Annotated in this window: 23 protein-coding genes and 1 riboswitch; of the genes, 11 read left to right on the top strand and 12 right to left on the bottom strand. The window is 54.2% G+C overall.

The features are described 5' to 3' along the window. Window positions 1-3 precede the first annotated feature (3 nt). The 5 genes from ABJI30_RS10855 to ABJI30_RS10835 form a co-directional block, all read right to left on the bottom strand. Entirely contained in the window at window positions 4-1776 is a 1773-nt protein-coding gene (locus ABJI30_RS10855) for a monovalent cation:proton antiporter-2 (CPA2) family protein (RefSeq protein ID WP_348016717.1), read from the bottom strand. 3 nt (window positions 1777-1779) lie between these two features. Next, window positions 1780-2220 (bottom strand): iron-sulfur cluster assembly scaffold protein, encoded by a 441-nt coding sequence (locus ABJI30_RS10850; protein ID WP_348016716.1) that lies wholly within the window; start codon window positions 2218-2220, stop codon window positions 1780-1782. Beyond that, window positions 2217-2729, bottom strand: a complete 513-nt coding sequence (locus tag ABJI30_RS10845; protein WP_348016715.1) for a CvpA family protein — start codon at window positions 2727-2729, stop codon at window positions 2217-2219. Before ABJI30_RS10845 ends, ABJI30_RS10850 begins: the two co-directional genes overlap by 4 nt. A gap of 9 nt (window positions 2730-2738) precedes the next feature. Beyond that, a complete protein-coding gene (gene radA / locus ABJI30_RS10840; RefSeq protein WP_348016714.1) occupies window positions 2739-4103 on the bottom strand; it encodes a DNA repair protein RadA in 1365 nt (454 codons plus the stop codon). A 254-nt stretch (window positions 4104-4357) separates the two neighbouring features. After that, on the bottom strand, window positions 4358-4849 hold the full coding sequence (locus ABJI30_RS10835; protein WP_348016713.1) for a hypothetical protein: 492 nt from the start codon (window positions 4847-4849) through the stop codon (window positions 4358-4360). 228 nt (window positions 4850-5077) lie between these two features. Here ABJI30_RS10835 and ABJI30_RS10830 point away from each other — a divergent pair, with 228 nt between their 5' ends. Both ABJI30_RS10830 and ABJI30_RS10825 read left to right on the top strand, forming a co-directional pair. After that, on the top strand, window positions 5078-5674 hold the full coding sequence (locus ABJI30_RS10830; protein WP_348016712.1) for a DUF1287 domain-containing protein: 597 nt from the start codon (window positions 5078-5080) through the stop codon (window positions 5672-5674). Between the two features lie 91 nt (window positions 5675-5765). Continuing rightward, window positions 5766-8123 carry a patatin-like protein gene (locus tag ABJI30_RS10825; RefSeq protein WP_348016711.1) on the top strand — a complete coding sequence of 786 codons (2358 nt, stop codon included), beginning with the start codon at window positions 5766-5768 and terminating at the stop codon, window positions 8121-8123. 41 nt (window positions 8124-8164) lie between these two features. Here ABJI30_RS10825 and ABJI30_RS10820 read toward each other — a convergent pair whose 3' ends face one another. After that, window positions 8165-9124, bottom strand: a complete 960-nt coding sequence (locus ABJI30_RS10820) for an MBL fold metallo-hydrolase (RefSeq protein ID WP_348016710.1) — start codon at window positions 9122-9124, stop codon at window positions 8165-8167. A gap of 76 nt (window positions 9125-9200) precedes the next feature. Next, a complete protein-coding gene (locus ABJI30_RS10815) occupies window positions 9201-9863 on the bottom strand; it encodes a glutathione S-transferase family protein (RefSeq protein ID WP_348016709.1) in 663 nt (220 codons plus the stop codon). A gap of 92 nt (window positions 9864-9955) precedes the next feature. Continuing rightward, a riboswitch (cobalamin riboswitch) is annotated at window positions 9956-10156 on the top strand. A 133-nt stretch (window positions 10157-10289) separates the two neighbouring features. On the opposite strand from ABJI30_RS10815, the gene ABJI30_RS10810 reads away from it, so the two are divergent. The 4 genes from ABJI30_RS10810 to ABJI30_RS10795 are packed head-to-tail and all read left to right on the top strand — an operon-like array spanning window position 10290 to window position 14854. Then, window positions 10290-12203 (top strand): TonB-dependent receptor, encoded by a 1914-nt coding sequence (locus ABJI30_RS10810; protein WP_348016708.1) that lies wholly within the window; start codon window positions 10290-10292, stop codon window positions 12201-12203. 1 nt (window position 12204) lies between these two features. Further along, a complete protein-coding gene (locus ABJI30_RS10805; protein WP_348016707.1) occupies window positions 12205-13116 on the top strand; it encodes an ABC transporter substrate-binding protein in 912 nt (303 codons plus the stop codon). Next, window positions 13113-14081 carry an iron ABC transporter permease gene (locus ABJI30_RS10800; protein WP_348016706.1) on the top strand — a complete coding sequence of 323 codons (969 nt, stop codon included), beginning with the start codon at window positions 13113-13115 and terminating at the stop codon, window positions 14079-14081. Before ABJI30_RS10805 ends, ABJI30_RS10800 begins: the two co-directional genes overlap by 4 nt. Beyond that, a complete protein-coding gene (locus ABJI30_RS10795; RefSeq protein ID WP_348016705.1) occupies window positions 14081-14854 on the top strand; it encodes an ABC transporter ATP-binding protein in 774 nt (257 codons plus the stop codon). The genes ABJI30_RS10800 and ABJI30_RS10795 overlap by 1 nt, the downstream gene beginning before the upstream one ends. A 7-nt stretch (window positions 14855-14861) precedes the next feature. On the opposite strand, the gene dnaJ is transcribed toward ABJI30_RS10795, so the two are convergent. Beyond that, entirely contained in the window at window positions 14862-16016 is a 1155-nt protein-coding gene (dnaJ, locus tag ABJI30_RS10790) for a molecular chaperone DnaJ (RefSeq protein WP_348016704.1), read from the bottom strand. 61 nt (window positions 16017-16077) lie between these two features. Continuing rightward, window positions 16078-18033, bottom strand: coding sequence for a molecular chaperone DnaK (gene dnaK / locus ABJI30_RS10785; RefSeq protein ID WP_348016703.1), 1956 nt, complete (start codon window positions 18031-18033; stop codon window positions 16078-16080). 190 nt (window positions 18034-18223) lie between these two features. Between dnaK and ABJI30_RS10780 the strand changes: the two genes are divergently transcribed. Further along, entirely contained in the window at window positions 18224-18682 is a 459-nt protein-coding gene (locus tag ABJI30_RS10780; protein WP_348016702.1) for a copper chaperone PCu(A)C, read from the top strand. A gap of 16 nt (window positions 18683-18698) precedes the next feature. Continuing rightward, window positions 18699-19169: a vgr related protein gene (locus ABJI30_RS10775; RefSeq protein ID WP_348016701.1), complete on the top strand. Its 471-nt coding sequence runs from the start codon at window positions 18699-18701 to the stop codon at window positions 19167-19169. Window positions 19170-19183: 14 nt separating this feature from the next. On the opposite strand, the gene ABJI30_RS10770 is transcribed toward ABJI30_RS10775, so the two are convergent. Next, the gene (locus ABJI30_RS10770) at window positions 19184-19357 is read right to left on the bottom strand and encodes a YdcH family protein (protein ID WP_348016700.1); all 174 of its coding nucleotides are present in this window, start codon (window positions 19355-19357) and stop codon (window positions 19184-19186) included. 80 nt (window positions 19358-19437) lie between these two features. Next, entirely contained in the window at window positions 19438-20832 is a 1395-nt protein-coding gene (locus ABJI30_RS10765; protein WP_348025429.1) for an MATE family efflux transporter, read from the bottom strand. A gap of 158 nt (window positions 20833-20990) precedes the next feature. On the opposite strand from ABJI30_RS10765, the gene ABJI30_RS10760 reads away from it, so the two are divergent. Continuing rightward, window positions 20991-22346 (top strand): GntP family permease, encoded by a 1356-nt coding sequence (locus tag ABJI30_RS10760; RefSeq protein ID WP_348016698.1) that lies wholly within the window; start codon window positions 20991-20993, stop codon window positions 22344-22346. Window positions 22347-22385: 39 nt separating this feature from the next. Here ABJI30_RS10760 and ABJI30_RS10755 read toward each other — a convergent pair whose 3' ends face one another. Beyond that, window positions 22386-23162: a hypothetical protein gene (locus ABJI30_RS10755; protein ID WP_348016697.1), complete on the bottom strand. Its 777-nt coding sequence runs from the start codon at window positions 23160-23162 to the stop codon at window positions 22386-22388. Between the two features lie 211 nt (window positions 23163-23373). Between ABJI30_RS10755 and ABJI30_RS10750 the strand changes: the two genes are divergently transcribed. Continuing rightward, entirely contained in the window at window positions 23374-24027 is a 654-nt protein-coding gene (locus ABJI30_RS10750) for a response regulator transcription factor (RefSeq protein WP_348016696.1), read from the top strand. A 4-nt stretch (window positions 24028-24031) separates the two neighbouring features. Continuing rightward, on the top strand, window positions 24032-25960 hold the full coding sequence (locus ABJI30_RS10745) for an ATP-binding protein (RefSeq protein WP_348016695.1): 1929 nt from the start codon (window positions 24032-24034) through the stop codon (window positions 25958-25960). Window positions 25961-25970: the final 10 nt, after the last annotated feature.

Here is a 25970-nt window from a genome sequence, read left to right as displayed (position 1 = left end):
GCGCTAGTCACTTTCGCGTTTCCCGCCAGACAATCCGAAACCAAGGTGGCGCCCGGCGAACATATCATTGGCCTCCCGCTGCGCTTCGAGCCGATCACAATCCAGTTGCCGATATTCGCGGTCAACCTCGTCGATCAGCACTTCATCGAGATCAATCGCAACCATGGCCTGCTTCGCAAGATGAATGGCGGATTCAAAGACTTCGCGCTTGGCTCCGGAAATCTTGCTCTTCTTGATATCCAGCAAATGCACGCGATCAAAGGCGCGCACAAAAATCTTCACATCCGGAAATGCGCTGGAGATCACATCGATTGTGGCTGAATCAAATTGTCTATCGTCAATGCAGAACACGATTGCGGCACATTTTTCGGCTCCGGCACTGCGCAAAAGATCAACCCGCGTGCCATCGCCGTAAAAGACCTTGCGACCAAATTGCTGGCTAACATCAATTTGCTGCGGTTTTATGTCGATGATGGTCACCGCAACGTTCGCACCGGCAAACATTTGGGAAACAGTTTGCCCGAAGCGGCCATGCCCGACGACCAGAACGGAGGCGCTATCTGCCTGAGACGGATCATTTAGTTCGACATTGCTGGCCGCACTGGCTGCATTAAAGCGCTGCACCAGCAGCATCAAAAGTGGTGTCGTCGCCATCGAGACTGTGATGACAGCGCCGAAAAGACTGCTCGCTTCGGGTTGTATCAGCATTGCCTGCTCCGCTTCGGCAAACAGAACAAACCCGAATTCGCCGCCCTGGCTGAGCAACAAGCCCATGCTGAGCGCTGGCATGGTCTGCATTCCAAACAGCTTGCCCAGAGCAAAGATGACCAGCGTTTTTGTTGCAACCAGCGCTATTGCAGCACCAAATACAAAGGCCGTATTCTCGCGGATCACATTGAGATCGAGCAGCATCCCAACCGCCAGAAAGAAAAGTCCCAGCAGCAGCGATCGAAACGGATCAATATCCGCTTCCAGTTCATGACGATATGGTGAGTTTGCGAGCATTACTCCGGCAACAAAAGCGCCCAATGCGGGAGAAAGCCCGATAACTTCCATCAATGCAGCGCTGCCGAATACCGCGACCAGTCCGGCGACAATGAACAGCTCTCGCTCTGCGATCCGTCCGATCAGCTTCAACAAGGGCTGGAGCAGATATCTCCCGGCGAGGATCAGCCCGACTATTGCAAGCACACCCAATATTGCGGTCAGCCACCCCGGCAAGCTGTCCTGGGTTGGCGGGGCACGCGACAAAACTGCGACAATAGTCAGCAAGGGAATGATCGACAGGTCCTGAAACAATAGGATGGAGAAGGCACTTTCCCCGCTTGGAGTGTTGAGCCGTCCGCTGGATTGCAACATCGGCAGAACCTGCGCGGTGGAAGACAGGGCCAATGGCAAACCAAGGGCGATCGACGCGCCCAGGGAAAAATTTGTGTTGGCCATTATCAGCAGGAATAGCGCTATCCCGCAGACCGCGACCTGGCTAAGTCCCAATCCGAATATCGCCCGGCGCAATCGCATCAGCCGGGCCGGTGCCAGTTCCAGTCCAACCAGAAACAGCAACAGGATGATACCAATCTCGGAAAATTCGAGAATTGTCTCCCCTTCGCTGATTAATCCGAGACCCTGCGGCCCAATCAATATGCCGGCGATCAGATAACCAAGAACCGCTCCGATTCCGAATCTGCGAAACAACAGAACCATGACCAGAGCCGCGCCCAGCATGATGAAGCCGCCCACCAGCAAATCGCCCATATGCGCGCCGGATTCATCCATCGGTCAGGCCGCCCTTTCGGCTGCGTTGGCGTTTTTCATCGCCTGTACCGCGGCATCATAAGGAAGTAGAATGGCAGCATGTCGGCCTTTATGTTCTTGCGCGGGTTTCAACAGATCGAGATTTTTCCAGCTCCCCGGTTCATCGGTCAATGCATCAAGGAATTTTGCGAACTGATCACGCGCGTCACACAACTCGTCCAACGATTTGCCGATCGCCTCTTCGGCCAATATCGCCGTCGATGCCTGCCCCAAAGCGCAAGCATTTACATCAACTCCCAGCTTGTCGATCCGGTGATCGGACGTGACCATGACGTCCACGCAAACCCTGCTGCCACATGTTTGTGAACGCACTTCAGCGGTTCCGTCCGGCTTGTCGAGTCTTTGCTGATGCGGGATGGAAACGGCCAATCGCAGGATTTCCCGTGTGTAAAGCGGCGCACTCATTTCGTATCATTCCGCTGGATTCGCTGCTGCTCAACAAGATCAATCATCGCCGACCCGCTGGCGTTGAGCAGCGGGTATGTGCGCGAATCTGCGAGCCAATCAGGACGTTTCTCTTCCGGTCCATAGATACTGTCATAGACCAGCACGGTCAGCAGATAGAACAAGGTTGCAATGATCAGCCCCTTGATCATGCCAAACCCGAATCCAAGCACCCGGTCAATCGGACCAAGAAGGGATTTTCGGGATTTCCTGCCAATCGCTTTGGCAATGGCGCGCCCAAGAGCATAGATCACGATTATGATGGATCCAAAGGCAAGCACCGATGCTCCCCCTGCGTTGCCAATCGGACCTTCAAGAAATTCCGCAACCGGCGGGTGCAATACCCGGACACCGATAATGATCAGCAGCCACACGCCCAGCGACAATACTTCCTGCAGAAATCCCCGCAAAAATCCGAAAATGGCACCGCTGCCCATCAGCAGCAAAACAAAAATATCCAAGGCAGTCATGTTGCCTAGCTAGTCACGGCCAAGCATATGGTCAACGAGATTGGCAAGCTTGGCAAATTGTACCTGCCGCAATGTGCCGCCGCCCTTTTCGCCCGATGCCGGTATCAGCGCTCTGTCAAATCCCAGTTTCGCGGATTCCTTGAGCCGAAGTGGTGTATTCGAAACCGGCCGGACTTCGCCGGACAATGATATTTCTCCAAATATCACGGCATCGCTGGGCATTGGCCGTTCGGCATGAGCCGAAATCAACGCAGCGGCTACGGCCAGGTCCGCGGCTGGATCTGTCAGCCGATACCCTCCTGCAACATTTAGATACACCTCCGCCCCAGAGAAACTGAGGCCGCAACGCGCTTCCAGCACGGCCAATATCATCGCGAGCCGGGAGCTATCCCATCCGACCACAGATCGGCGGGGCGTGGCTCCGCTCGCCAGTCGAACCGTCAACGCCTGAATTTCGACCAATACCGGCCGCGTCCCTTCCAGTGCCGGAAAAACCGTGGCACCGGTCACTTCTTCACTGCGATCCGTGAGGAACAGCGCCGATGGGTTCTGGACTTCCGAGAGCCCTTTCTCTTCCATAGCAAACACGCCAATTTCATCGGTCCCGCCGAAGCGGTTTTTGATGGCACGCAAAATGCGATATTGATGACTGCGCTCACCTTCAAAACTCATCACCGTATCTACCATATGCTCGAGCACGCGCGGACCTGCAATATTTCCGTCTTTGGTGACATGACCAACCAGCATGATCATCGTGCCATGTTCCTTGGCAAACTTGATCAATTCCTGAGCCGAAGCCCGTACCTGGCTTACTGTACCGGGTGCACCCTCGATCAGGTCGCTGTGCATGGTCTGAATGGAATCGATCACAACAAAGTCCGGTGCATCGCGGCCCAATGTTGTCAGAATATCACGCACCGATGTCGCAGATGCCAGTTGAACCGGCGCCTTGCCCAGCCCGAGGCGCCTTGCCCGCAGTCGCACCTGATCGGCGGCCTCTTCTCCGGAAATATAGGCAACGGAAAGACCCGCATCAGCCAGTCGCGCAGACACCTGCAATAACAGGGTCGATTTGCCGATTCCGGGATCACCGCCCATCAGAGTGGCCGATCCAGCGACCAGCCCTCCTCCTACGGCACGGTCGAACTCGGCAATGCCTGTCTGCCGTCGGTCCGGCAGAGCAATCTCGCTGTCCAGCCCAACCAGCCGGACTTCCCGACCTCCAGACTGCAAATTATGTTTCGCGGCAAACACCGTTTCGCCCGCTTCTTCAACCAGCGTATTCCACTCACCGCAGTCCGGGCATTGCCCTTGCCAGCGAAAAGCAATGGAACCGCATTCCTGACAAACATATTTCTTCTTCGCTTTGGCCATAAAGCGTGTTTAACAGAACAAATGAGGAACGCTAGGGAATTTTGATGCAGTTGATCCAGTGGCCGCCAAGGGCGCAAAAGCGGAGACAAGAAGGGGCGAGCAGTTCCCCAGCCGCTGGGCCCAAGGCTTCAACGGGAGGAAGGATCAGAAATATTACCAGATCGGTGCGCCAAGCCGCTCAACGGCTGGACGACCAGAAACAATATCAATCTGCTGGGGTTCAAGACCTTCGTCGAATAGAAGGCTGGATGTTCCTACAAAATCCCGGCTTGCCGCTTTTGCAGCATTTCCACCGTAATTGACTGCAAGATAAAGCCATCGTCATCCAGTCGCTGCGTCAAAACCCCATCGGGAGCAAATAGACTGAACATAACGAGCGCTCCCTCCGGACCGCCTTGTTCAATATGATCCTCAACCGCATCTTTATGGGCATAATCTCCCACCGTTCGCACCCTGTGGCCAACTTCCTTGGCATCAACATAGTCATAAACGTGCAATTCGCCTTCCAACACAATCGAAGAAGTCGGTGCAATATGACGATGAAAGTGACAATATGTCCTGGGTGCCCATCGATAAAGCACATCCACATGGGCATCGTCATGGATGCTCAATATTGCACCCCAATAATCTACCGATCGTCCGAGGGACTGGCCAGTATAGTGATCCCATTCGTGTTCCGATTGTTCCAGCAGGTTCACTTTCGATGTCTCCAAAATACGATCATTAAAAACGTCAATCTTTATCATGCATCAGTTTGCCGGTCGACTGCAATGACCAGCGGTTTGCCAATAGGCATGATTTCAGTTTTCGCCAGCATGAAACTCGCCGGATCCAAAGCAAAAGTAGCAGATCTTTATGGTCCGCTTTCGGGATACAGCGGCCATTGACGAGCTGGATTCAATCCCGGTTCGTTTCGAACTGCCCCTCGCCAATCATTCACGCACAATTCAGCTGTCCTCGGCCAGGTTCACTGCATGCACCCGACACGCCGCGACCTGATGACCGCAGCAGGCATCGCCCTGCTTGCCCCCGCTCCTTTGCTCGCCCAGCGCACCAGCCGAGCTACACGCCTTGTCCAAGCTGCGCGAAGTCAGGTTGGTGTCACAACCGAATATAGCCAGGCCTATCACGGGTTAAGTTATCCAAACGGCGACTTTCCGCGCAAATCCGGGGCGTGTACAGACGTGATCATCCGTGCTTATCGCGATGGCCTGAATCTCGACCTGCAAGAGCTCATTCATCTGGACATGAAAAAAGCCTTTTCCACCTATCCCAAAATCTGGGGTTTGCGTTCAACAGACCCCAATATCGATCATCGCCGCGTGCCCAACATGCGGACATTCTTCCAACGTCGCGGAGCAAAGGAGCCGTTTTCGAAGGAGCCCGAAAAATACCTTCCCGGTGATCTTGTTACCAGCATCATCGGCGGCAAACTGGCCCATTGCGGCATTGTTTCGGATCGCAAATCGGGCCAGCGCCCTTTGCTCATCCACAATATCGGGCGCGGCACGCAGGAGGAAGACCGGATTTTCACCTGGCCAATTACCGGTCACTATCGCTGGGCAGTTTGAGCTATTTGTCGTTGCTAACGCTGCGCGGCAATGACGTTTTGTTACAAACTGAACGCTTGCACCCTCCCCCGCATAATGTAGGTAAAACCCGATGCGGCAAAAAGAACTCAGACTGGCTTTGATCTGCTATGGCGGCGTAAGTCTGGCCATTTACATGCACGGGATTACCAAAGAAATCTGGAAACTGGCCCAGGCCAGCCGGGATTTTCATGACGGCACAAAAATCGAACAGTGCAGTCGTGGGATCTATTATGACATTCTCCAGTGGATGGAACAGGAAACCTCTGTAAAACTCAGGATTCTGCCGGATATTATTGCTGGCGCGAGCGCTGGCGGCATCAACGGGATATTTTTGTCCGAGGCTGTGATTTCCGGTCAATCTCTCGAGCCCCTCACCGAAATGTGGCTGGAGAAGGCCGACGTCGACCAGTTGCTCGATCCAGATGCCCGACCTTTGTCACGTTTCTCGAAATTCTGGGCTGAACCCATCGCCTGGATGGCGCTCGGTCGCAAAGGCGGAGCGGTCGAACAAACCGTATCCAAGGAAGCGCGCGAAGAAGTGAAGATGAAACTGTCTCGCTTTGTCCGCGCACGCTGGTTTGCGCCTCCTTTTGGCGGGAAGGTTTTCTCGACGCTTATCCATGATGCGCTAAAGGCCATGACCAACACCGAAGCAGGGCCCAAATTGCTTCCGCAGGGACAACCTCTGGATCTGTATGTCACGGTTACGGATTTTGTCGGTCATCCGGAGAAGCTTCAACTCAACAGTCCGCCCGAGGCTTTGGAGATGGAACACCGGATTACAATCGGCTTCTCGACACGCGGCAAGACCGGGAACAACGTTGCGGATCCCGCAGAACTGGTCTTCGCGGGACGCGCTACGGCCAGCTTCCCGGGAGCTTTCCCTCCTTTCACGGTTGCCGAGCTGGACAGCGTATTGGAAGAGAAAAACTATGTCTGGACCGGACGCAAAGCCTTTCTGAAACGCGTTCTGCCCAGTCAAAGCCGGGCCGGAACGGCAGAGGACACGATTCTGATCGATGGGTCAGTGCTCGCCAACGCGCCATTTGCACAAGCCATAGAGGCTCTGAAAAACCGACCCGCCAAACGGGAAATTGACCGGAGGTTCGTGTATATTGATCCACGGCCCGATCTCGACGTCGCCAAAAGTGACAAGGCAATGCGGCGGCTTCAGGCCGCACAGGAAGATGAGAATGATAGCCTTCCGGGCTTTTTCTCCACGATATTCGGGGCGATTTCGAACATTCCGCGCGAGCAACCGATCCGCGACAATCTCGATGATATCTCGCGACGGTCAAACCGGATCATACAGATGCGATTGATCACCGATAGTTTGAGAAGCGAAGTGGAGCAAAATGTCGAAGGCATTTTTGGACGGACGCTTTTCCTCGACCGCCCAACAGCAGCGCGACTTGCTTCCTGGCGCCGTAAGTCCCGGGACAAGGCCGGTAAAATGGCAGGGTTCTCATATAGCGCCTATGGCCACCTCAAACTGGCAACGGTCGTCGACGACATTGCCCAGACGGTCCGACGGGCCAAGTCCGATCTCAATGCGCATAATCACCAGCTTTTGCGCGATACGATCTGGACAGAGGTCCGGCAGCGCGGCCTGGAGAATATCGGAAAAAAAGGGGGCGCAGGGCCATCAAAACCGGCGATCGAATTTTTTCGCGAACAGGATCTGGGTTATCGCATCCGGCGCCTCCGATTTCTCGCCCGCAGGCTGGCCGAAGACCTGGATGAATGTGATCCCGCCGACTTCCCGGCCATCGAAAAAATGCACGACGTCATCTATGATTGTCTTGCTTTGTACATAGAGCGCGAAACCATCGAGTATCTTGGTGATGATTTTCTCGACCTGGCTGAACAGGCAGAGCAAAAACCCGGAGCAATGCTGGATGGCCTGGCCCGCGCTCGGGATTTGACAGCTGCTGATGTCACCGTAGATCAAAAACTTGCAGAAGCCCTCGCTGTTCTGCCGAAGAAAGAAAAACGCTCGATGCTACTCGCGTTTCTCGGATTTCCTTTCTACGACATCGCTACTTTGCCGCTGTTGCAGGGCGAAGGGCTCGACGAGTTCGACCCGATCAAGGTCGATCGCATCTCGCCCGAAGATGCCAGGTCCATTCGCAAAGGCGGCGTTGCGGCGACATTAAAAGGCATTGAGTTCAATAATTTCGGAGCCTTTTTTAGCCGCTCCTATCGCGAAAATGATTATCTTTGGGGTCGATTGCATGGTGCGGAACGGATGATTGACATCATGCTTTCCACACTTCCCGAAGCACGTCAGCCGGATGCCGAACAAACGCTCGGATTCAAGAAGACGATATTCCGCAAAATTGTCGATGAGGAAGAAAAGCGACTGACGAAAATCGGTCCGCTGATTGCTTCACTCCGCAAGGAAATCGAACGCGCAATTCCCGACTAGACTGGCCCCGACTAGACTGGCCTCGGCTAGATTTGACCGCCCTAGTCGTGATGCCCCTCTTTGTGCGCTGGCATCTTGAGACTTTTATATATCGCCTCGACAAATGCATCACCCTTGATGAAAGCTTTCGGATTGGTATCCCATTGCGCGGCCGGTTTCATCGCCTGGACCTGCTCCAGCGTCTTGCCTTCGGCCTGAGCCGCCTCAACAGCCCCGATCACCGCCTTCATCATGTCACGATATCCAGTCAGGTCCGCTTTGGTCGCCATCGGACCATGACCCGGAATGATTTTCGTATTGTCGTCGACCATCGTCAGCGCTTTTTCCGCTGCAGCCAGAACGCCTCTGGCATTTCCACCGCTGTTGAGATCAATAAACGGCAGCGTGACCTTGTTGAAATAGAGATCGCCCATATGCAGAATATTGGCTTTTTTCCAGAAAACCATGCTGTCGCCGTCGGTATGGGCATGACTGACATGTTTCACATGCACTTCATCGCCATTAAGATGCAGCTTGATGCCGTCATGATAGGTAATGACCGGCAAAGCTTCCTTTGGTGATGCCGGGTCATTGCCCCGTCCGGTTTTCTGCACGCCGAGCATGCGTTCCCGGACATGGTCATGCGCCATGATCAGCGCACCGGCCTTGCCAAAATTCTCGTTCCCGCCGCTATGATCGCCATGCCAGTGCGTATTGATCAAGTAGGAAACCGGTTCGGCTCCCAACGCCGTAATAGCAGCCTGAATTTTCGGTGTGAGCGGTGCGAACTGATCATCTATCAACACCGTTCCATCCGGGCCATGTGACACCCCGATATTTCCGCCCGCGCCAAACAGCACTGCGACACCATCGGCAAGCTGTTCGGTCTTGATTTCAACCTTTGCAAAACGATCCGTTTCCTGAGCATTGCTTTGTGCACAGGCAGACAGGGCAAGAGGTGAAACGGCCAGCAGGGCCAGCGCCAGTTTTTGTACTGCAGTCTTGTTCAGGGCCTTGGTCATGGGGATCTCCTTGTTATCGATGTGTTGATAGCGGACGATTGTGCGGCAGGATAGGCTATCGGCCCAATTTTCTGCATCAATCCTGTTCGATCGGCCACCGGGTTGCGATGATGCTGTCTCGCTGACCGATTTTGTTCAGCCAGTGGCGAAGCGGCAGAAGCGGTGTGATCAGGTGCTCCCCTTCGCTCGTCAACTGGATCGGGCGCAAAATGCAATACACAAAAATATCTGCAAGCGAGAATTTCGGACCTGCAAAAAAAGGCGTTTCTTCAATGCGATCACAAATTATGCCGAGATGGCGGGCAATCTCGGGCAATGCTGCTTCGATGATATCTGATCGCAGCGGTGTTTTGAGCACATTATGGGCGAGATGCGGCATCAGCAGGCCATGTTCGGCAACCGGGAAAAGATAGTTATTGGCAATCGAAATCCAGCGATCCATCTCGGCGCGACATTGATGGTCAGCGGGCTGAAGAACGCCTCCATTATGCGCATTGTCGATATATTGGCAAATCGCCACGCTTTCAAACAATTGTAGCCCGTCAACTTCGACGGTGGGCACCTTGTGAAACGGGTGACGGCGTTGATTTTCTTCGGAATTTGCCGGTGTTGCGGTAATTTTCCAGCTTAATCCCGCCTCTTCGGCAACTGTCTGCACAATCCTCGTGTACGTCGAAATAATGGTGCCATGAATGTGAAGAAATGACGGATTGCTCATATCATGGCGATAGAATTTCATCGGTGCCTTGTCACCCCGGCTTCTTTGACAAACTTTCAAGGCAACATCAGCGGCGCCAAATATTTTCCTTGCCGGGAAAAAACCGGAAGAGTAAACGGCAGCCAGCTACAGGTTCCCGGAGACGGGATCAAAAGGGAATTCGGGAGGGACAAATTGTCCGGATCCGAAGCTGCCCCCGCAACTGTGAATGGTGAGCTAGCCCGTCAAATCCCACTGGACGTCATGTCTGGGAAGGGGACGGGCCAAGCGATGACCCATAAGCCAGGAGACCTGCCGGTAGCTGTCGTTCTATCATGCGGACGGGGTGTGCCATATGATCGAGGGTTTCCTCGCGTGGCGACGATTAAGTTCGGGCTGCGCATGTAGGATCCATTACAAGCGCCGATATGCGTGGCCTTTTTGAATAATTGTCAAAAAGGAAATATCGTGCATTATCAAAAACTAACATCCACTTCTGCAATTGCTCTTGTAGCATTATTACACACGCAGCCTGTGCTTGCCGAAACGGCAGAAGCACCCGGGGACGAAGACAAGATCATCGTTACCGCAATCCGGTCCGTCCAGGCATTGTCGCAAACCGGACAAAGTATCTCCGTCCTGGATGAAGACCGGATTAAACAACTCCAGTCTGCGACTGTCACTGACCTGCTCAGGACGGTCCCGGGCGTCACAGTCAACAGCAATGGCGGTGTTGGTACCGTCAGTTCGGTGAATATTCGTGGCGGAGACTCCAGTGAGACCGCGGCGCTTATTGATGGTGTAAAAATCAATGATCCGGCTTCACCCGGCGGCGGATTTAACTTCGGCAATCTGCTCACCGGCAACATATCGCGCATCGAAGTCTTGCGCGGATCGCAATCGGTGATCTGGGGCAGCCAGGCGATTGGCGGTGTGGTCAATATCATCACCCGCGAACCCAGCGAAAATCTGGAGATTAACGCGCGCGGAGAATATGGCTCCCGCGATACTGGCCAGCTTGTCGGTAATATCTCCGGCACTGTTGGCCCGGTGGCAGCAAGCTTTGGTGCAGGTTATTTCACGACGGATGGTTTCTCTGCATTCAATGAAACACGCGGCGGCGCAGAGCCGGATGGCTATCGCAATTTTGGCGCGAACGGCAAGGTCAAGATCACGCTGAATGACGAGATTTCTCTGGATCTGCGAGGTTATTATTCGGATGGGAAAACAGACATTGACGGCTTCACATTTGCCAATGGGGTCTTTGGGCTGGGCGACACACCGGAGACCGATGAGGTTCGGGAATTTGTGGGCTATGCAGGGCTGAACGTGGCGCTGCTGGAGGGACGATTCGGCAACCGTTTTGCTTTTGCTTATACAGATATCAAGCGCGACACGTTCAATCTTGCTTTTCAGACCTTCGAGTCCCGTGGCAAAAACGAGAGGGTCGAATATCAGGGCGTATTTGACATTTCCGAGATGTTCGGAGCGACATTTGGAGCCGAAGCGGAAAGATCAAGCTTCAGTTCCACCAGCTTTGGGACCATCACTCCGGAACAGGACGCGACCCTGACCAGCTTTTACGGACAAGTACGCATCACACCGCTGGAAGGCCTCACCGCCAATGCCGGTGTTCGGTTTGACGATCACAACAGCTTTGGCGGCGAAACAACTTTTGCAGGAGATATTGTCTATAGCCCCAATGACGGCAATACGACGATCCGGGCGAGCTATGGAGAAGGCTTCATCGTACCTTCCCTGTTCCAGCTGTTCAGCGATTTCGGCAATGCGCTGTTGCAGCCGGAAAACGCAGTCAGCTGGGATGCGGGTGTCACCCAGCTTCTGGTAGATGGCAAACTGGAGCTCAGCGCCACGTTATTCCGGCGCAACAGCGAGAACCTGATCAACTTTATCGGGTGTCCGGTACAAGCCGGTATCTGCGCCAATCGGCCATTTGGTACCTATGACAATGTCGGCCGTGCCCGCGCGCAAGGGTTGGAGCTGGGTATATCCCTCCGACCGATAGAGGCATTGACCGTTACCACCAGTTACAGCCTGATCGATGCCGAGAACCGCGACACGGGGCGCGCCCTGGCACGACGTCCTCGCCATAGCGTCAATACATCGGTGGACTATGACTGGTCCTTTGGATTGCAGACGGGCGCCTCTATCACCCATGTCAGTTCAAATCTGGATAATGATTTCGCCACATCTGCAACACCGGGCTATGTGCTGGTTGATTTGCGTGCCGCGATGCCGATCACTGACAATATCGAGGTTTACGGCCGCATCGAAAATCTGTTTGATGAGGAGTATGAAACAATATTCCAATATGGAACAGCCGGTCGCTCAGCCTTTGCGGGTATCAGACTGAAATACTGACATGAACCATGCAGCCGCCACTCTTTCCGGTTTTCTTTCCAGCAGTCTGGCGGCTGCAGGACTGTTTCTGTCAGCGCCAACATCGGCACAGGCAGAGGTTGTCTCCATCAGCACCGGGGTCAAGCCGCCAGCTGTTCCCAAACGGATTGTATCGATAAACCCCTGCTCCGACGCGCTGTTAATGCATCTTGCCAGCGCGGGTCAGATTGCAGCGATCAGTCATTATTCGCATGACAAGAGAGCCACCTCCATTTCCTTGCACCAGGCATTGAATTTCAGGGCCACGTCAGGGACTGCGGAAGAAATTCTCGCACAACGCCCTGATCTTGTGATTGCCAGCTCCTTCGTCAAACCGGCAACAGAGCAGGCTCTGAAACGTCTCAACATCGCCTTGATCAAACTGTCCATCCCGCAAAGCGTCGCCGAAAGTCAGCAGCAAATCTCCGAATTGGCCAACATACTCGGCACATCCAAGCGCGGCCAGCGGCTCAACAAACGGATATCTGCGGCATTTGCCAAAGCCAGACCGTCCGGAGGAAAACCGGTCCCTGCCCTGATCTGGCGAAGCGGCGGACTCGTTCCCGGATCAGGAACCCTTCCGGATGAACTGCTGCGCCGCACGGGCTTTCAAAACATGAGTGCATCCTATGGGCTAAGCCAATGGGATGTGCTGCCGCTTGAGCACCTGATCTCGCGACCACCACGCGTGTTATTTTCCAATGCCGGAGAAGCCGCGAACGGCAATCCGGGTCAACGGGACCGGATGTTGTCTCATCCGATAATCAGCAAATTGTCGAAACATATCGCAATTGCCGACTATCCGGCCCGGTTGCTGCACTGCGCAGGCCCGACCCTGATTGATGCCGTGAATACCCTGTCCGCTGCGCGCCGAAAACTGGATCGACAGCCATGACCACTTTGCGTCTCAATGGAATTTTGGGCTTTGCCCTGATCGTCGCCATGGCCGCCTCGATGGCGGCGGGCAAGGTCTGGGTTTCACCTGCGGCGTGGCTGGGCGATGATATCAGCGCATTGATCATCATGGAGCTGCGATTACCGCGCACCATATTGGGAGCGGCGATTGGAGCGGGTCTCGGAATGGCGGGAGCCGTCATGCAGGGTTATTTGCGCAATCCGCTGGCCGATCCGGGAATATTCGGCGTTTCCAGCAGCGCGGCATTGGGCGCCGTGACTTCTCTCTATTTCGGCTATGCCGCCATCACCTGGCTATTGCCTGCTTTCGCGTTGATCGGAGCGGGGATTGGAATGGGACTTCTGGCACTCCTTGCAGGACGATCAGGAAGCCTGATCCTGTTCACGCTGGCCGGCGTCATTCTCTCCAGCCTCACCGGATCCCTGACTTCGCTAATGATCAGCCTGGCACCAACCCCGTTCGCAACGGCCGAAATCGTAACCTGGCTCATGGGTGCGTTGACGGATCGCAGCTGGGATGATGTCAAACTCGCTCTGCCCATCATCGCCATTGGCATGGTCTTTCTGGTGACAACAGGCCGATCGCTTGATGCACTGACACTTGGCGGCGAAGCTGCCCGTTCCATGGGTGTCAATATATCCCGCTTGCAATGGTTCGCCATTTTGGGCGTGGGATTGACCGTTGGTGCCTCTGTTGCCGCAGCAGGCATTATTGGCTTCGTCGGTTTGATCGTGCCGCATCTGGTTCGACCTTTTGCCGGTCATCGTCCTTCCACCACGTTGCTGCCTTCCGCATTGGCCGGAGCATTGCTGGTAGTGGCAGCAGACAGTCTTGTAAGAATTTTGCCCAGCGTCAGCGAGCTCAGGCTTGGCATAGCAATGTCCCTTCTCGGCGCGCCATTTTTCATGGCGCTGCTTTACAAAATGCACAGGGAGCTTTCCTGATGCAGCTGTCATTTGATCATGTGTCGCTTACGCTGCGCGGACGCCGCATATTGGACGATGTCACAGGCCGTTTTCAAGCGGGCCGTTTGACCGTGATTTTGGGAGCGAACGGCGCTGGCAAAAGCAGCCTGCTGTCATGTCTTGCGGGATTGAGAACACCGGAGACAGGAACCATCATGCTGGACGAAAAACCGGTGCAAGATTGGAGCAATCGACATCGCGCCCAGCATATCGGACTGTTGCCACAAAAACCTGATATTCACTGGAATGTCGACGTTAAAACCATCGTAAGTCTGGGACGATTCCCGCATGCCGGGCGGTGGGGTTTTTCGGCGCAGGATCAAGAGGCAGTCACCAACGCCCTGGCGGCTACAGGCTGCACCGACCTGGCTGATCGCAAGGCGTTGCGTCTGTCGGGAGGAGAGCAGAGCCGGGTATTACTGGCCCGTGTTCTGGCCGGAGAACCCAAATGGCTACTGGCCGATGAACCGCTTGCAAATTTGGATCCTGCCCATCAATTTGATGTTCTGGAGCGGCTTGGAAAATATGCCGCTGCTGGCAACGGTGTAATTGTGGTTTTGCATGATCTGACTCAAGCAGCACGATTTGCGGATGATATTTTGATCATGAACAACGGTCAGATTCTGGCGGAAGGGCCGTGCCAGGATGTTCTGACCGAGGACAATATTGCCGAAGCTTACGGTATCTCGGTACAGATGGAAACCAGTGATTCCGGAGAACCGCTGGTCATTCCGATTGGCAAAATGGCGTAAGCGGACGCTATTCGGTCAAATCTTCCCAGGCGTCTTTCAGTTTTGAAAAGAACCCGCTGCTATTGGGACTCTCGTCTCCGGTTTCGGTTTCCTGAAACTCGCGCAGCAATTCTTTCTGTCGTGAAGACAATTTGGTTGGTGTTTCCACTTCGATCTGAACGACCATATCGCCATTGCCGCGTCCGCGCAGAACCGGCATGCCAGCCCCTCTCTGGCGGATTTGTTTACCGCTCTGAATGCCCGCCGGTATGCGAATTTCGTGCTTCACACCATCAAGGCCCGGAATGGTAATTTCACCCCCGAGAGCGGCAACCGAGAAACTTATCGGTGCTCGCGTAAAGATTGTCGTACCCTCGCGTTCGAATATCCTGTGCGGAGCCAGATGGATGAAGATGTAAAGATCTCCGGCTGCGGCACCGCGGGCACCGGCTTCGCCTTTTCCGCTTAACCGGATGCGTGTTCCGGTATCAACTCCGGCCGGTATTTCAACTTCCAGCATCTGCGGCTTGTCAACGCGCCCTTCACCGTAACAAACATGACAAGGACTTTCGATAACTTCGCCGCGGCCCTGACAACTGGCACATGTCCGTTCAACAACGAAAAAGCCCTGCTGTGCACGCACTTTGCCGTGCCCGTGACAGGTTTGACAGGCCTTGACTCCGGTCCCGGGTTCCGAACCCGAACCTTCGCATTCATCACAGCCAACCGAAACATCGATTTCAATCTCGGTCTGTTTGCCGTGGAACGCTTCTTCCAGCGTGATTTCCATGTCATAGCGCAAATCAGCGCCTCTGGCCGGACCACGTTGTTGTTGGCCGCCGAAGCCACCGCCGCCACCGCCACCAAAAATGGTTTCAAAAATATCGCCGATATCGTTGAAGGCTGCGCCGGCAAAACCGCCCTGCCCACCGCCGGCATTATTGCCACCGCCATTGGTGAAAGCTGCATGGCCATATTGATCATATGCTGCGCGTTTCTGAGGGTCTTTCAGAACATCATAGGCTTCGCTGATCGATTTGAATTTGGCTTCCGCCTCGGCATCACCCGGATTTTTATCGGGATGCCACTTCATCGCCAGTTTGCGATAGGAGGATTTCAATACTGCTCCGTCGCAGTCGCGCGAAACCTGCAACTGTTCGTAATAGTCCATATCCGACGCCATATTCACGCTTCCCCTGAAGCAAGATAACCGTCGCCCTTAGAAAAGAGCGACGGTATCTGCATTACTCAGCCGCCTTGGCATCTTCTTTTTTGTCGTCGTCATCGGCATTATCCGAATCATCAACTTCCGAGAATTCGGCATCGACGACATCATCGTCGGCTTTCGCCGCAGCATCGGCTGCTGCTGCATCTGCCGCATCGCCGCCTGCTGCCTGCTCGGCTTCGTAGATTTTCTGACCCATTTGCATGGAAACCTGTGCCAGCGCTTCTGACTTGGTTTTCATCGCCTCGGGATCGCCGCCTTCAATCGCTTCCTTGGTTTCAGCAACCGCAGCTTCGATTTGTCCTTTTAGGCCGGCATCAATCTTGTCGCCATGCTCGGCAAGCTGTTTCTCGGTCGTGTGGACAAGGCTTTCAGCGTTGTTCTTCGCTTCCGCTTCTTCACGGCGCTGCTTGTCTTCTTCGGCAAATTTCTCGGCATCCTGAACCATCTGATCAATATCATTGTCGGTCAATCCGCCCGAGGCCTGAATCTTGATCTGCTGTTCTTTACCGGTGCCTTTGTCCTTGGCCGAAACGTTCACGATACCATTGGCATCAATATCAAACGTCACGTCAATTTGCGGAACACCGCGAGGTGCCGGCGGAATTCCGACCAGATCAAAATTGCCAAGCATCTTGTTGTCTGCGGCCATTTCGCGTTCGCCCTGGAACACGCGGATTGTCACCGCGCCCTGGTTGTCATCCGCCGTCGAATAGACTTGCGACTTTTTCGTCGGGATCGTGGTGTTGCGATCGATCATCCGCGTAAACACGCCGCCCAGGGTTTCGATACCCAGAGAAAGCGGTGTCACATCCAGCAGCAGGACGTCTTTCACGTCGCCTTGCAGAACACCTGCCTGAATAGCAGCACCCATGGCGACCACTTCATCAGGGTTCACGCCAACATGCGGCTCACGATCGAAAAACTTGTGTACGGTTTCACGAACCATTGGCATGCGGGTCATACCGCCAACCATAACGACATCATCAATGTCCGCTGCGGTCAGACCGGCGTCTTTCAATGCCTTTTTACATGGATCCAGCGTCCGCTTGACGAGATCACCAACCAGTTTCTCCAGATCACTGCGGCTGATGGATTTCACCAGATGCTTCGGACCGTTCTGGTCTGCTGTGATGAATGGCAGGTTGACTTCAGTCGTCTGTGCCGAAGACAGTTCGATTTTCGCTTTCTCGGCCGCTTCTTTCAGACGCTGCAGGGCAAGCTTGTCCTTGGTCAGGTCAATGCTTTCCGTTTTCTTGAAATCATCAGCCAGAAATTCAACGACCTTGGCATCAAAGTCTTCACCGCCGAGGAACGTATCACCATTGGTGGATTTCACTTCGAAAACGCCGTCGCCAATTTCGAGGATTGAAATGTCGAACGTACCGCCACCAAGGTCATAAACAGCGATGGTTTTGCCGTCATTCTTTTCAAGACCATAAGCCAGCGCCGCAGCTGTTGGCTCGTTGATAATCCGCAAAACTTCCAGGCCCGAAATCTTTCCGGCATCCTTGGTCGCCTGACGCTGGGCATCATTAAAATATGCCGGTACGGTAATAACCGCCTGCGTGACCGTTTCACCGAGATAGGCTTCGGCCGTTTCTTTCATTTTCTGAAGAGTGAAAGCCGAAATCTGTGCGGGAGAATAATCTTCGCCGCCTGCTTTCACCCAGGCATCACCATTGGTGCCCTTGACGATGTCATAAGGAACAAGCTCCATATCTTTCTTCGTCATCGGGTCATCAAAACGGCGACCGATCAGACGTTTGACCGCAAATATGGTGCTTTCCGGGTTGGTCACGGCCTGACGTTTGGCCGGCTGACCAATCAGACGTTCACCATCCTTCGTGAAAGCGACGACAGATGGCGTCGTGCGCGCGCCTTCCGCATTTTCAATAACCTTCGGCTTGCCGCCGTCCATAACGGCAACACAACTGTTGGTGGTGCCCAGATCAATACCAATAACTTTAGCCATAAATCCCTCAGTTCAATTTTCTACTTCTAGCAAAATAGCCGCCCGGCCCTTTTAGAGTGGCACCGTTACGGCTTCGACTTGCGATATAGGTGGCATTTTTCCCGGCACAAGACTTGGCAGGCTATCAGAGAAGTTCTACATTGACACAAACAGTCATATAACTCGCTATTTCAGGAGTTTTCTGCGCATCATGACGAAATATTTCTCGATTTTTTTTGCAGCGGCAGCATCGTTAATATTGGCCTCGTGCGGTCAGGGTGATGTTCTTTACGTCAATAAAGTGGTCATTAACCTGTCCCCGGTGGATGGTAATCCCTCCTCCGGGTATCTCGAAATTCACGGCGGGCGTACGGATGTTTCGCTGGTTGGCGTCACATCAGACGATGTGCGCCGACTGGAAATGCACCAAACCAAAGAGGAAAATGGCCTGTCGGTCATGGAACCGGTAAAGGCCGTAAAAATCCCGGCCGGCGAAACGGTCAAGTTTGAACCAGGCGGCAAACATCTTATGGTCTGGGGAGTTGGCGGAGGATCAATCGCGCAAGGAAAACTGAAAATGATCTTCATCTTTTCGAACGACGAACGCATAGAATTTGATGCCCTTGTTCGAAAAATGGGGGATCCCGAACCGGAAACCGAAACGGAATAGAGGCGGCGCGACAGATATGTCCGAACGCCCTCTCACACGCACAGAGATCGCCTTGTGCGAAACCGTTTTCGGGCAGGCGATTGACTATCGGCTGGTTCGTATATTCAATCGAAAGTGGTGGCCGTTTCAGCCCAGGCGCATCACAATGGCGCCGGACGGCAATCTCTGGTTCCATCCGAAAAGCGGCCTGTTTCGAGCTGATTTTGCACAAGCCGAACTGCATCTGCAGGGCCTGTTCATTCATGAGATGGTTCATGTCTGGCAACATCAAAGTGGCGTGTTCCTGCCGCTCGCGCGCCATCCATTCTGCCGCTATGATTATGAGCTGGTGATCGACAAACCGTTCGGCAGTTACAACGTTGAACAGCAGGCGGAAATTGTCCGGCATATTTTTCTGCTACGCAACGGAGCTCAGTTACAGAACGGATTGCTGCTCGCCGAACTGGAAAGCCTGGACCCGTTTTCTCCTGCACCCGTTATGGCCTAGAACTGCCTGACGCTTCAGGAGCGGGCGGGTTGTAACTGAGCTGTCACGGCAGCAATTTTGTCCTTGATCCTGAGCCGTACCCTTTTCAATTGCTGCATTTCGTGCTGACGCCCGGCTGCCTTGCAATTATCGATGATCCGGTTGAGCCGGCGATGCTGTTGCTGAAGTTTTTCCAGGTAATTGTTCATATCTATCTCCTGCAACCGATGTAAGGACGGGCTGGCAATAGAACAAATCGAAAGCATAGATGCGCATTGATAATTTTTGTCTATGAGGAAGGCAGCAAGCCAATCCGTTCCCGCATCATCCAGCGCGTCAGCATCAACACCGCCACAATTCCCAGCCCGCTGGCAAGTCCGACCCAGAGACCAATGCCTTCCCATTCCTGCCAAAATGCCAGTCCTGCGCCGACACCGACACCGATGAACCAATAGCCCATGAGGGCGAAGATCATCGGAACGATTGTGTCGTGCAGCCCTCTGAGCATGCCGGCCACAACGACTTGTGCGCCATCAACGATTTGAAAGATTGCGGCCACCGCCAGAAAACTGACCGCCAGCGCCGCGACATTTCCATTGCCCGGTTCATCCGCATCAATAAACATCCCGATCAGGAAATCCGGGAACAAAACGAACACCAGCGCCATCGCCGCCATGAACCCGGTGCCGAGAACAAAACTCACCCAGCCGGCACGCGAGATTCCCTGATGATCACGCCTGCCATACTGAATGCCAACCCGCACTGTTGCCGCCTGCGCCAGACCCATGGGAACCATGAATGTCAAAGACGCCAGCTGCAGGGCAATCGCATGGGCGGCCACTGCTTCGGCGCTGATCAAACCCATCAGCAAGGCGGCAATCCCGAAGACCGATCCCTCGAGCCACATCGTAACGCCGATTGGCAAACCCAGCTTCCAGAGTGCGCGATAGCGTTGCCAGTCGCTGCGCCAGAAGCCGCCGAACAACCGATATCGCCTGAAACGTTTGTGCAACAATACTACCAGAGCCAGACCGGCAAACATCAGTATATTTGTCATCACACTGCCAATCCCGGCACCCAGAGCGCCCAGAGCAGGCACGCCGAATTTGCCGAAGATCAGGACGTAATTGAACAAGGCATTGGCCACCACGCTGATAACACTGATGATCAGCGCCCAGATCGGCTGTTCCAGCGCAGACACAAAGTTTCGCAATATGATGAAGAACAGAAATGGCAGGATCGACCACATATAGGCGGAGATATAAGTGCCTGCGATATTCGCGAGATCCGCTTGCTGACCCAGGATCAGCAACAGGGATTCTGTATTCCAGAGCACAAACCAGAATGGGATGATGACCGTGATAGCCGCCCACATCGCTTGCCGGAAAGTGCGCCGGACATCCCGCACACTGTGCGCCATGCGTCCGATTTCCGTCGCCATCATCGGCGCCGAAGCCGTGATCAGCCCCATGCAGAAAATCGCGGCGCTCATGGCCAGGTTAAAACCCAGCGTGGCGCCAGCCAGTTCGCGCGCTCCCAACCAGCCGAGCATCAGAACATCGGTCGCGCCGATCAGTGCCATTGTCAGATTGGATAATATCAGCGGCCAGGCAAGCGCCAGCGTCGTGTTCACCTCTCGGCGCCACGGCGTCATGGAATCAGACTGGAACACACTTGAATTCATTCCAGCCCGTTACCCGAGCCTGATAATCGAAGCCAGCAATTCCGGCCACGGGTCAAATATGCCGACCTGAAAATGAACAAGGCTAACCATATTACTCCTTGCCCCGCCTTTCCTTCCTCTGCCAATAGGCGAGCGATAATCCTGGGGGAGTGATACCAATGCTGTCTGCAATCGGGCTTGCCGGAGGTCTGGCGCTGCTCATCTACATGACCGTGAAAGGCGTGAATATCCTGATCGCAGGACCTGTTGCGGCGGCCATTGTGGCTGTCACCAGCGGTCTCGCTTGGCTGCCACCCCTTGCCGCCGCCGGTGCGCCTGATTTCGCGACGGCTTACATGGATGGCTTCGTCGGCTTTTTCAAAAGCTGGTTTTTCATGTTTCTGCTCGGTGCCATATTCGGCGAAATCATGAGCGCCAGTGGCGCTGCGGCCAGTGTGGCGCACTGGATTGTCGAAAAAATCGGCATCAAACATGCGGTGCTGGCGGTCGTCGCTGCCTGTGCAGTTCTGACCTACGGCGGTGTCAGCGTCTTCATTGTCGCTTTCTCGGTCTATTCTCTGGCGGTCCACCTGTTTCGCGAAGCCAATTTGCCCCGACGGTTCATTCCTGCCGCCCTCGCATTCGGGTCGGTTACTTTCACGATGACAACCGCGGGGTCACCCGAAATCCAGAACCTGATCCCGATGGAGTTCCTCGGGACGACCGCCTATGCCGGATGGCAAGTCAGTCTGGTCGTCGCCCTTTTCATGGCCATCGCCGGACATTTCTGGCTGAACTGGATGGTCAAGCGCGCCGTCGCGCGCGGCGAGCATTTTGTCGGCCGGGAAACGGATGATTCCAATACGGATTATGGCAATCTGCCCGCGCCGCTATTGTGTCTGCTGCCACTTGTAGCGGTTCTGGGCGTTTTCCTGATCTTTCAATATCCGCAAAACATGGGGCCTTTCGCGGGAATTCTTCCTCAAAACTCGCTCGATAAATGGGCGCTGGTCGCGGCCCTGGGTTCCGGCGCAATTGTGGCGCTGGCTGTCGGCTATCAAAAATTGAGAGCGATGCCCGACGCATTTTCACGTGGGGCAACCAGTGCAGTAGTCGCCATTACAAACACCTGCGCAGTGGTTGGGTTCGGAGCAGTTGCCAAGCTGTCCCCGGCCTTTCAGGAAGCACTGGTCATGGTGCAGAATATTCCCGGCAGTCCGCTTATCGGTGCAGCGATAGCGGTTACCGTGATTGCCGGTCTGACCGGATCCGCTTCGGGCGGGCAGTCCATCGCCCTGCCGTTGATCGCACCGCATTATCTCGACGTCGGTGCGCAACCGGATGAATTGCACCGTGTGGTGGCCATCTCGTCAGGCGCATTGGATAGCCTGCCGCATAATGGTTATGTAGTGACCACCATTCGCGCTGTTTGCGGGGAAACCCACAAAGATGCCTATGGTGCGGTTGGTGCACTGACGGTTGTCATACCGGTTATCGGGACGATCATGGCCGTGGCGTTGTTTGCGATGTTCTGATTTGCATGTAATATTTCAAATGACAACAACGCGCGCTGATTATCTCACGAGATCCAACTTATGTCCGATGGGTCGCCATTTCAGACCTTCAAATATATACTTATATGTGAATATTGCACGATCATCCGGACCATCATAATAGCCCTTGATTACCAATATTCCATTGTCATCAATCGTCGATTCCGCGCGTAGTTTGGGAGGCATATCTTGCAGGTTATTAATCTTGTCGGCAAACTCGTAGAATCCTCCAAAGACTTCCTCCAGTTTTGCCGGTGTGATTTGTTCCTGCCACATCGGTGAAATAAATTTATGAAAAATGCTCATGTCTCTAGCGGTAATCGCGTCACTAAACGTATCAGTGGTTGCATCCACCAATAGCAGTTGATCGGTAATCGAAGGCATCGCAGTGGCACCACCAGATGCAAATCCTGCAGACTGCATGTTCAAATTGAACACTTTCCATCCATCCTCAGTCTTCACCAGTTTCATCGCCAAAGGGATTCTATCCCCTGACTTTGTGGTCACGGACCCTTCCAGGTCACCTACATCACCGCTGATGGAGCGGCTGTTCCAGCTGACAGACACGACATCTGCCAGACCTGTTTTTCCGAGGTATGACTTAAAATCTTCCGGACTGGCATTGGACTTGAATTGGGGAGATAGCAGCTCATAGGCTTGCTCCGTATCGCCGTCAGCTATTGCTACAAAAAAATTATCACCCGCCTTTGTGATATCTCCGGTCAACCAGAACACCAACCCCAGCAGCGCCACAATGCCAGCCACAATGCCGAGAACAACTTTCATCCATGTTTTCATCGGTAATCCCTCTATTATTCCAAAGCATTGCCCAACCTTGGCCCGGCCTTGAACCCAGTCTTGGGTCCGATCCTGGTTGCCGCGTTTAAGAGAGAAGTGGAGAAATGGCGCACAATATGCCATCCCCAGTTCATGGGATATGCTTGGGCCGCCCGTCTGGACTAATCCGGTTTTCGGTCATCCTTTGCATATGGTCATTGGGAGGTTTATTATGCGACCCGGATTTTCCAAAGTCGCCATTGTTGAGGATGACCCACCGGTTCTCGCTGATATTTGCAAAGTCGTGGACTCGGCCGATGACATGGAGCTGGTTGGATCCGCATCCAATTTCGTTTCGGGGCAGAAACTCGTGGCCGATGGCGGGTTTGATGTCCTGATCTGTGATCTGGGCCTTCCTGACGGCGACGGTACCGATCTTGTGCACATGGCATCAGAGCGTCAGAATGATATCGATATCATGGTGCTGACCATGTTCGCCGATCATCAAAAAGTGCTCAATGCCATTCGCGCCGGTGCACGGGGTTATCTGCTCAAGGACCAGCCGCTCGAAAACTGCGTCGACGCAATCCGGGAAATTCGTGCTGGCGGATCTCCAATCAGCCCGATCATAGCCCGCCTGGTTTTGAAACAGCTGCAGCCCGAAGCCGAGCCGGTCGATCAGCTCGCCGAAGCGCTATCCAGCCGCGAGCTGGAAACACTCAATCTGCTGTCGCGTGGATTCTCTTATTCGGAATCTGCCGAAATCATGAATATCTCCGCGCATACAGTCGCCACTTATGTGAAGCATATCTATCGCAAGCTTGAAGTGAATTCGCGCGCCGAAGCCGTTTTCGAAGCCTCCAGTCGCGGCATCTTGAGGAGCTAGGGGCTTGGTCGCACGGCTAATCTGCCTACTGTTGCTGATATGTGCGGCTACGCTTGGTTTTGCCGCTTTGGCCCAGAGCCCGCCGCTAGGCTCGGAACCAGCGGCGGAAGATCAGCAGGGAGGAAATATCCTGCGCTTCTCTAAGGCCGAAATCACTTTGAGTACCAGTAACCAGGTCCCGGAGACGGGCTGGAATATGCGAAACCTGCCCGCCCTCTGGCTTTCTGACGAAGCACGGACGCAACAGCGAGGAAATCTGTCGGCCTGGATTCGGACAAGCTTTGATCGCTCCGATTTCGACGAGCAGGCCCTTTCGATTTTCACCCAGGACAATCGGGAGAGACTGTCGGTTTTTGTCAACGGTGTGAATATTTTCCGAAATTACACCAGCGAACAGGATCTCATGCTGGGCTGGAATCAGCCTTATCTGATTCCGGTGCCCGAGGCGTTGCTTAATCCGGACCAGAACGAAATTGCGATGCGGGTGGAATCCGGAAACGAACACGCGCTGGGCTTCGGAACGATCAGCGTGGGTGTGCAAAATGCGGTCGGATCCATCTACAACCGTCAGTATTTTCTCCGCATCGAAGCACCCAAAACCCTGAATTGGGTCATGTTGTTGCTCTCGGCACTGATCTTTGTCATGTGGCTGGGACGGCGCCAGGAAAGGGAACTCCTCTGGCTTTCCCTGACCGGTATTCTCTGGTTTATGCGCAATTATCACTTTTTTGCACAGACGGTCCCGTTCGAACCGACGGTTTTTCAGCAACTCACTTACTACTCAATCTATTTCGCCGTCGCCTGTTCGCTGGCCTTTTGTGCAGAGTTTCTGAAATTACGGCATCGAAAACACATCATATTTGCCATGTTCGCGATTGGTCTGTTGCTGAGCATTTCGCGTTACTTGCTGACGCTTACGGATCGCACTGACATGGCGAGCAGTCTGATGACCGTAGTTCTCTTCGGTACGTTTCTGGTGGTGCTGCTCAATCATGCTGTTCGCACGCGATCCACGGAAAGCTGGATGCTGCTGATCCTTTTGTCGCTGGCTGCGAGCACGGGCGTGCATGACATCGGCCGGATTCCGAATATTAACTGGTGGACCGGGGCAGGATTTCATTTTCAGCCTTATATCGGTTTCTTCCTTTTCATGGTGTTCATGCTATCGCTTGCGCGCCGTTTTCTGAGTGCGCTCAGTCTTGTCGAGGAGACCAATGTCCATCTCGAGAAAAGCGTCAGGGAAGCGACAGATGCGCTGGCTGCTTCACAAAAAGCACAGCGACAAATGGAAGTGGACAGGGCGCTGGAAACCGAGCGCGAGCGGCTCATGCGCGAAATGCATGACGGAATCGGCTCAAGTCTGGTGACTGCGCTCGCTGTTGCCCGCAAACGCAATGATCCGGCCCCGACGATCAAGACGTTGCAGCGGGCAATCAGTGATCTGAAAATCACCGTGGACTCTCTGGCTCCGGTGGAAGGCGATGTCGTGACGTTACTGGCCAATATTCGGCACCGGATGGAACACGAACTCACGGAGGCCGGAATCGCAAGCGTGTGGAAAGTCGAGGATTGCGATCCACTCATATGGATGGATGCCAGTCACAGTCTCCATCTCCTGCGGCTTTTGCAGGAAGCGTTGAGCAACATCCTCCAGCATGCAGGGGCGACCACCATCACCCTTGCCTGCAAACCTGACACTCTGGAGCACAAGCCTGGCTTGCAGATATCCATTCTTGATGACGGGACCGGTTTTGAACCCGGCGGCAGGAACGGCAGCAAGGGTCTGCAATTCATGTATGAACGTGCTGCCATATTGAACGGTCTGCTGACCATCGACAGCGGAAAACAGAGCGGCACGGCGGTCAGTCTATGGCTACCCCGGACTCCGCGCTCCCGAGGTCCCGACCAAAAACAAGAAAGGCCAGACGGTTAAGTCCAGCTTT

It is taken from the genome of Parasphingorhabdus sp. (assembly GCF_039968395.1).
Lineage (GTDB): Bacteria > Pseudomonadota > Alphaproteobacteria > Sphingomonadales > Sphingomonadaceae > Parasphingorhabdus.
This window is presented reverse-complemented; position numbering and strand designations above follow the sequence as displayed.

Coding starts and splice junctions, on each gene's coding strand:
- ABJI30_RS10855 (WP_348016717.1), bottom strand. CDS start 1,776: ATGGATGAATCCGGCGCGCATATGGGCGATTTGCTGGTGGGCGGCTTC.
- ABJI30_RS10850 (WP_348016716.1), bottom strand. CDS start 2,220: ATGAGTGCGCCGCTTTACACACGGGAAATCCTGCGATTGGCCGTTTCC.
- ABJI30_RS10845 (WP_348016715.1), bottom strand. CDS start 2,729: ATGACTGCCTTGGATATTTTTGTTTTGCTGCTGATGGGCAGCGGTGCC.
- radA (WP_348016714.1), bottom strand. CDS start 4,103: ATGGCCAAAGCGAAGAAGAAATATGTTTGTCAGGAATGCGGTTCCATT.
- ABJI30_RS10835 (WP_348016713.1), bottom strand. CDS start 4,849: ATGATAAAGATTGACGTTTTTAATGATCGTATTTTGGAGACATCGAAA.
- ABJI30_RS10830 (WP_348016712.1), top strand. CDS start 5,078: ATGCACCCGACACGCCGCGACCTGATGACCGCAGCAGGCATCGCCCTG.
- ABJI30_RS10825 (WP_348016711.1), top strand. CDS start 5,766: ATGCGGCAAAAAGAACTCAGACTGGCTTTGATCTGCTATGGCGGCGTA.
- ABJI30_RS10820 (WP_348016710.1), bottom strand. CDS start 9,124: ATGACCAAGGCCCTGAACAAGACTGCAGTACAAAAACTGGCGCTGGCC.
- ABJI30_RS10815 (WP_348016709.1), bottom strand. CDS start 9,863: ATGAAATTCTATCGCCATGATATGAGCAATCCGTCATTTCTTCACATT.
- ABJI30_RS10805 (WP_348016707.1), top strand. CDS start 12,205: ATGAACCATGCAGCCGCCACTCTTTCCGGTTTTCTTTCCAGCAGTCTG.
- ABJI30_RS10800 (WP_348016706.1), top strand. CDS start 13,113: ATGACCACTTTGCGTCTCAATGGAATTTTGGGCTTTGCCCTGATCGTC.
- ABJI30_RS10795 (WP_348016705.1), top strand. CDS start 14,081: ATGCAGCTGTCATTTGATCATGTGTCGCTTACGCTGCGCGGACGCCGC.
- dnaJ (WP_348016704.1), bottom strand. CDS start 16,016: ATGGCGTCGGATATGGACTATTACGAACAGTTGCAGGTTTCGCGCGAC.
- dnaK (WP_348016703.1), bottom strand. CDS start 18,033: ATGGCTAAAGTTATTGGTATTGATCTGGGCACCACCAACAGTTGTGTT.
- ABJI30_RS10780 (WP_348016702.1), top strand. CDS start 18,224: ATGACGAAATATTTCTCGATTTTTTTTGCAGCGGCAGCATCGTTAATA.
- ABJI30_RS10775 (WP_348016701.1), top strand. CDS start 18,699: ATGTCCGAACGCCCTCTCACACGCACAGAGATCGCCTTGTGCGAAACC.
- ABJI30_RS10770 (WP_348016700.1), bottom strand. CDS start 19,357: ATGAACAATTACCTGGAAAAACTTCAGCAACAGCATCGCCGGCTCAAC.
- ABJI30_RS10765 (WP_348025429.1), bottom strand. CDS start 20,832: ATGAATTCAAGTGTGTTCCAGTCTGATTCCATGACGCCGTGGCGCCGA.
- ABJI30_RS10760 (WP_348016698.1), top strand. CDS start 20,991: ATGCTGTCTGCAATCGGGCTTGCCGGAGGTCTGGCGCTGCTCATCTAC.
- ABJI30_RS10755 (WP_348016697.1), bottom strand. CDS start 23,162: ATGAAAACATGGATGAAAGTTGTTCTCGGCATTGTGGCTGGCATTGTG.
- ABJI30_RS10750 (WP_348016696.1), top strand. CDS start 23,374: ATGCGACCCGGATTTTCCAAAGTCGCCATTGTTGAGGATGACCCACCG.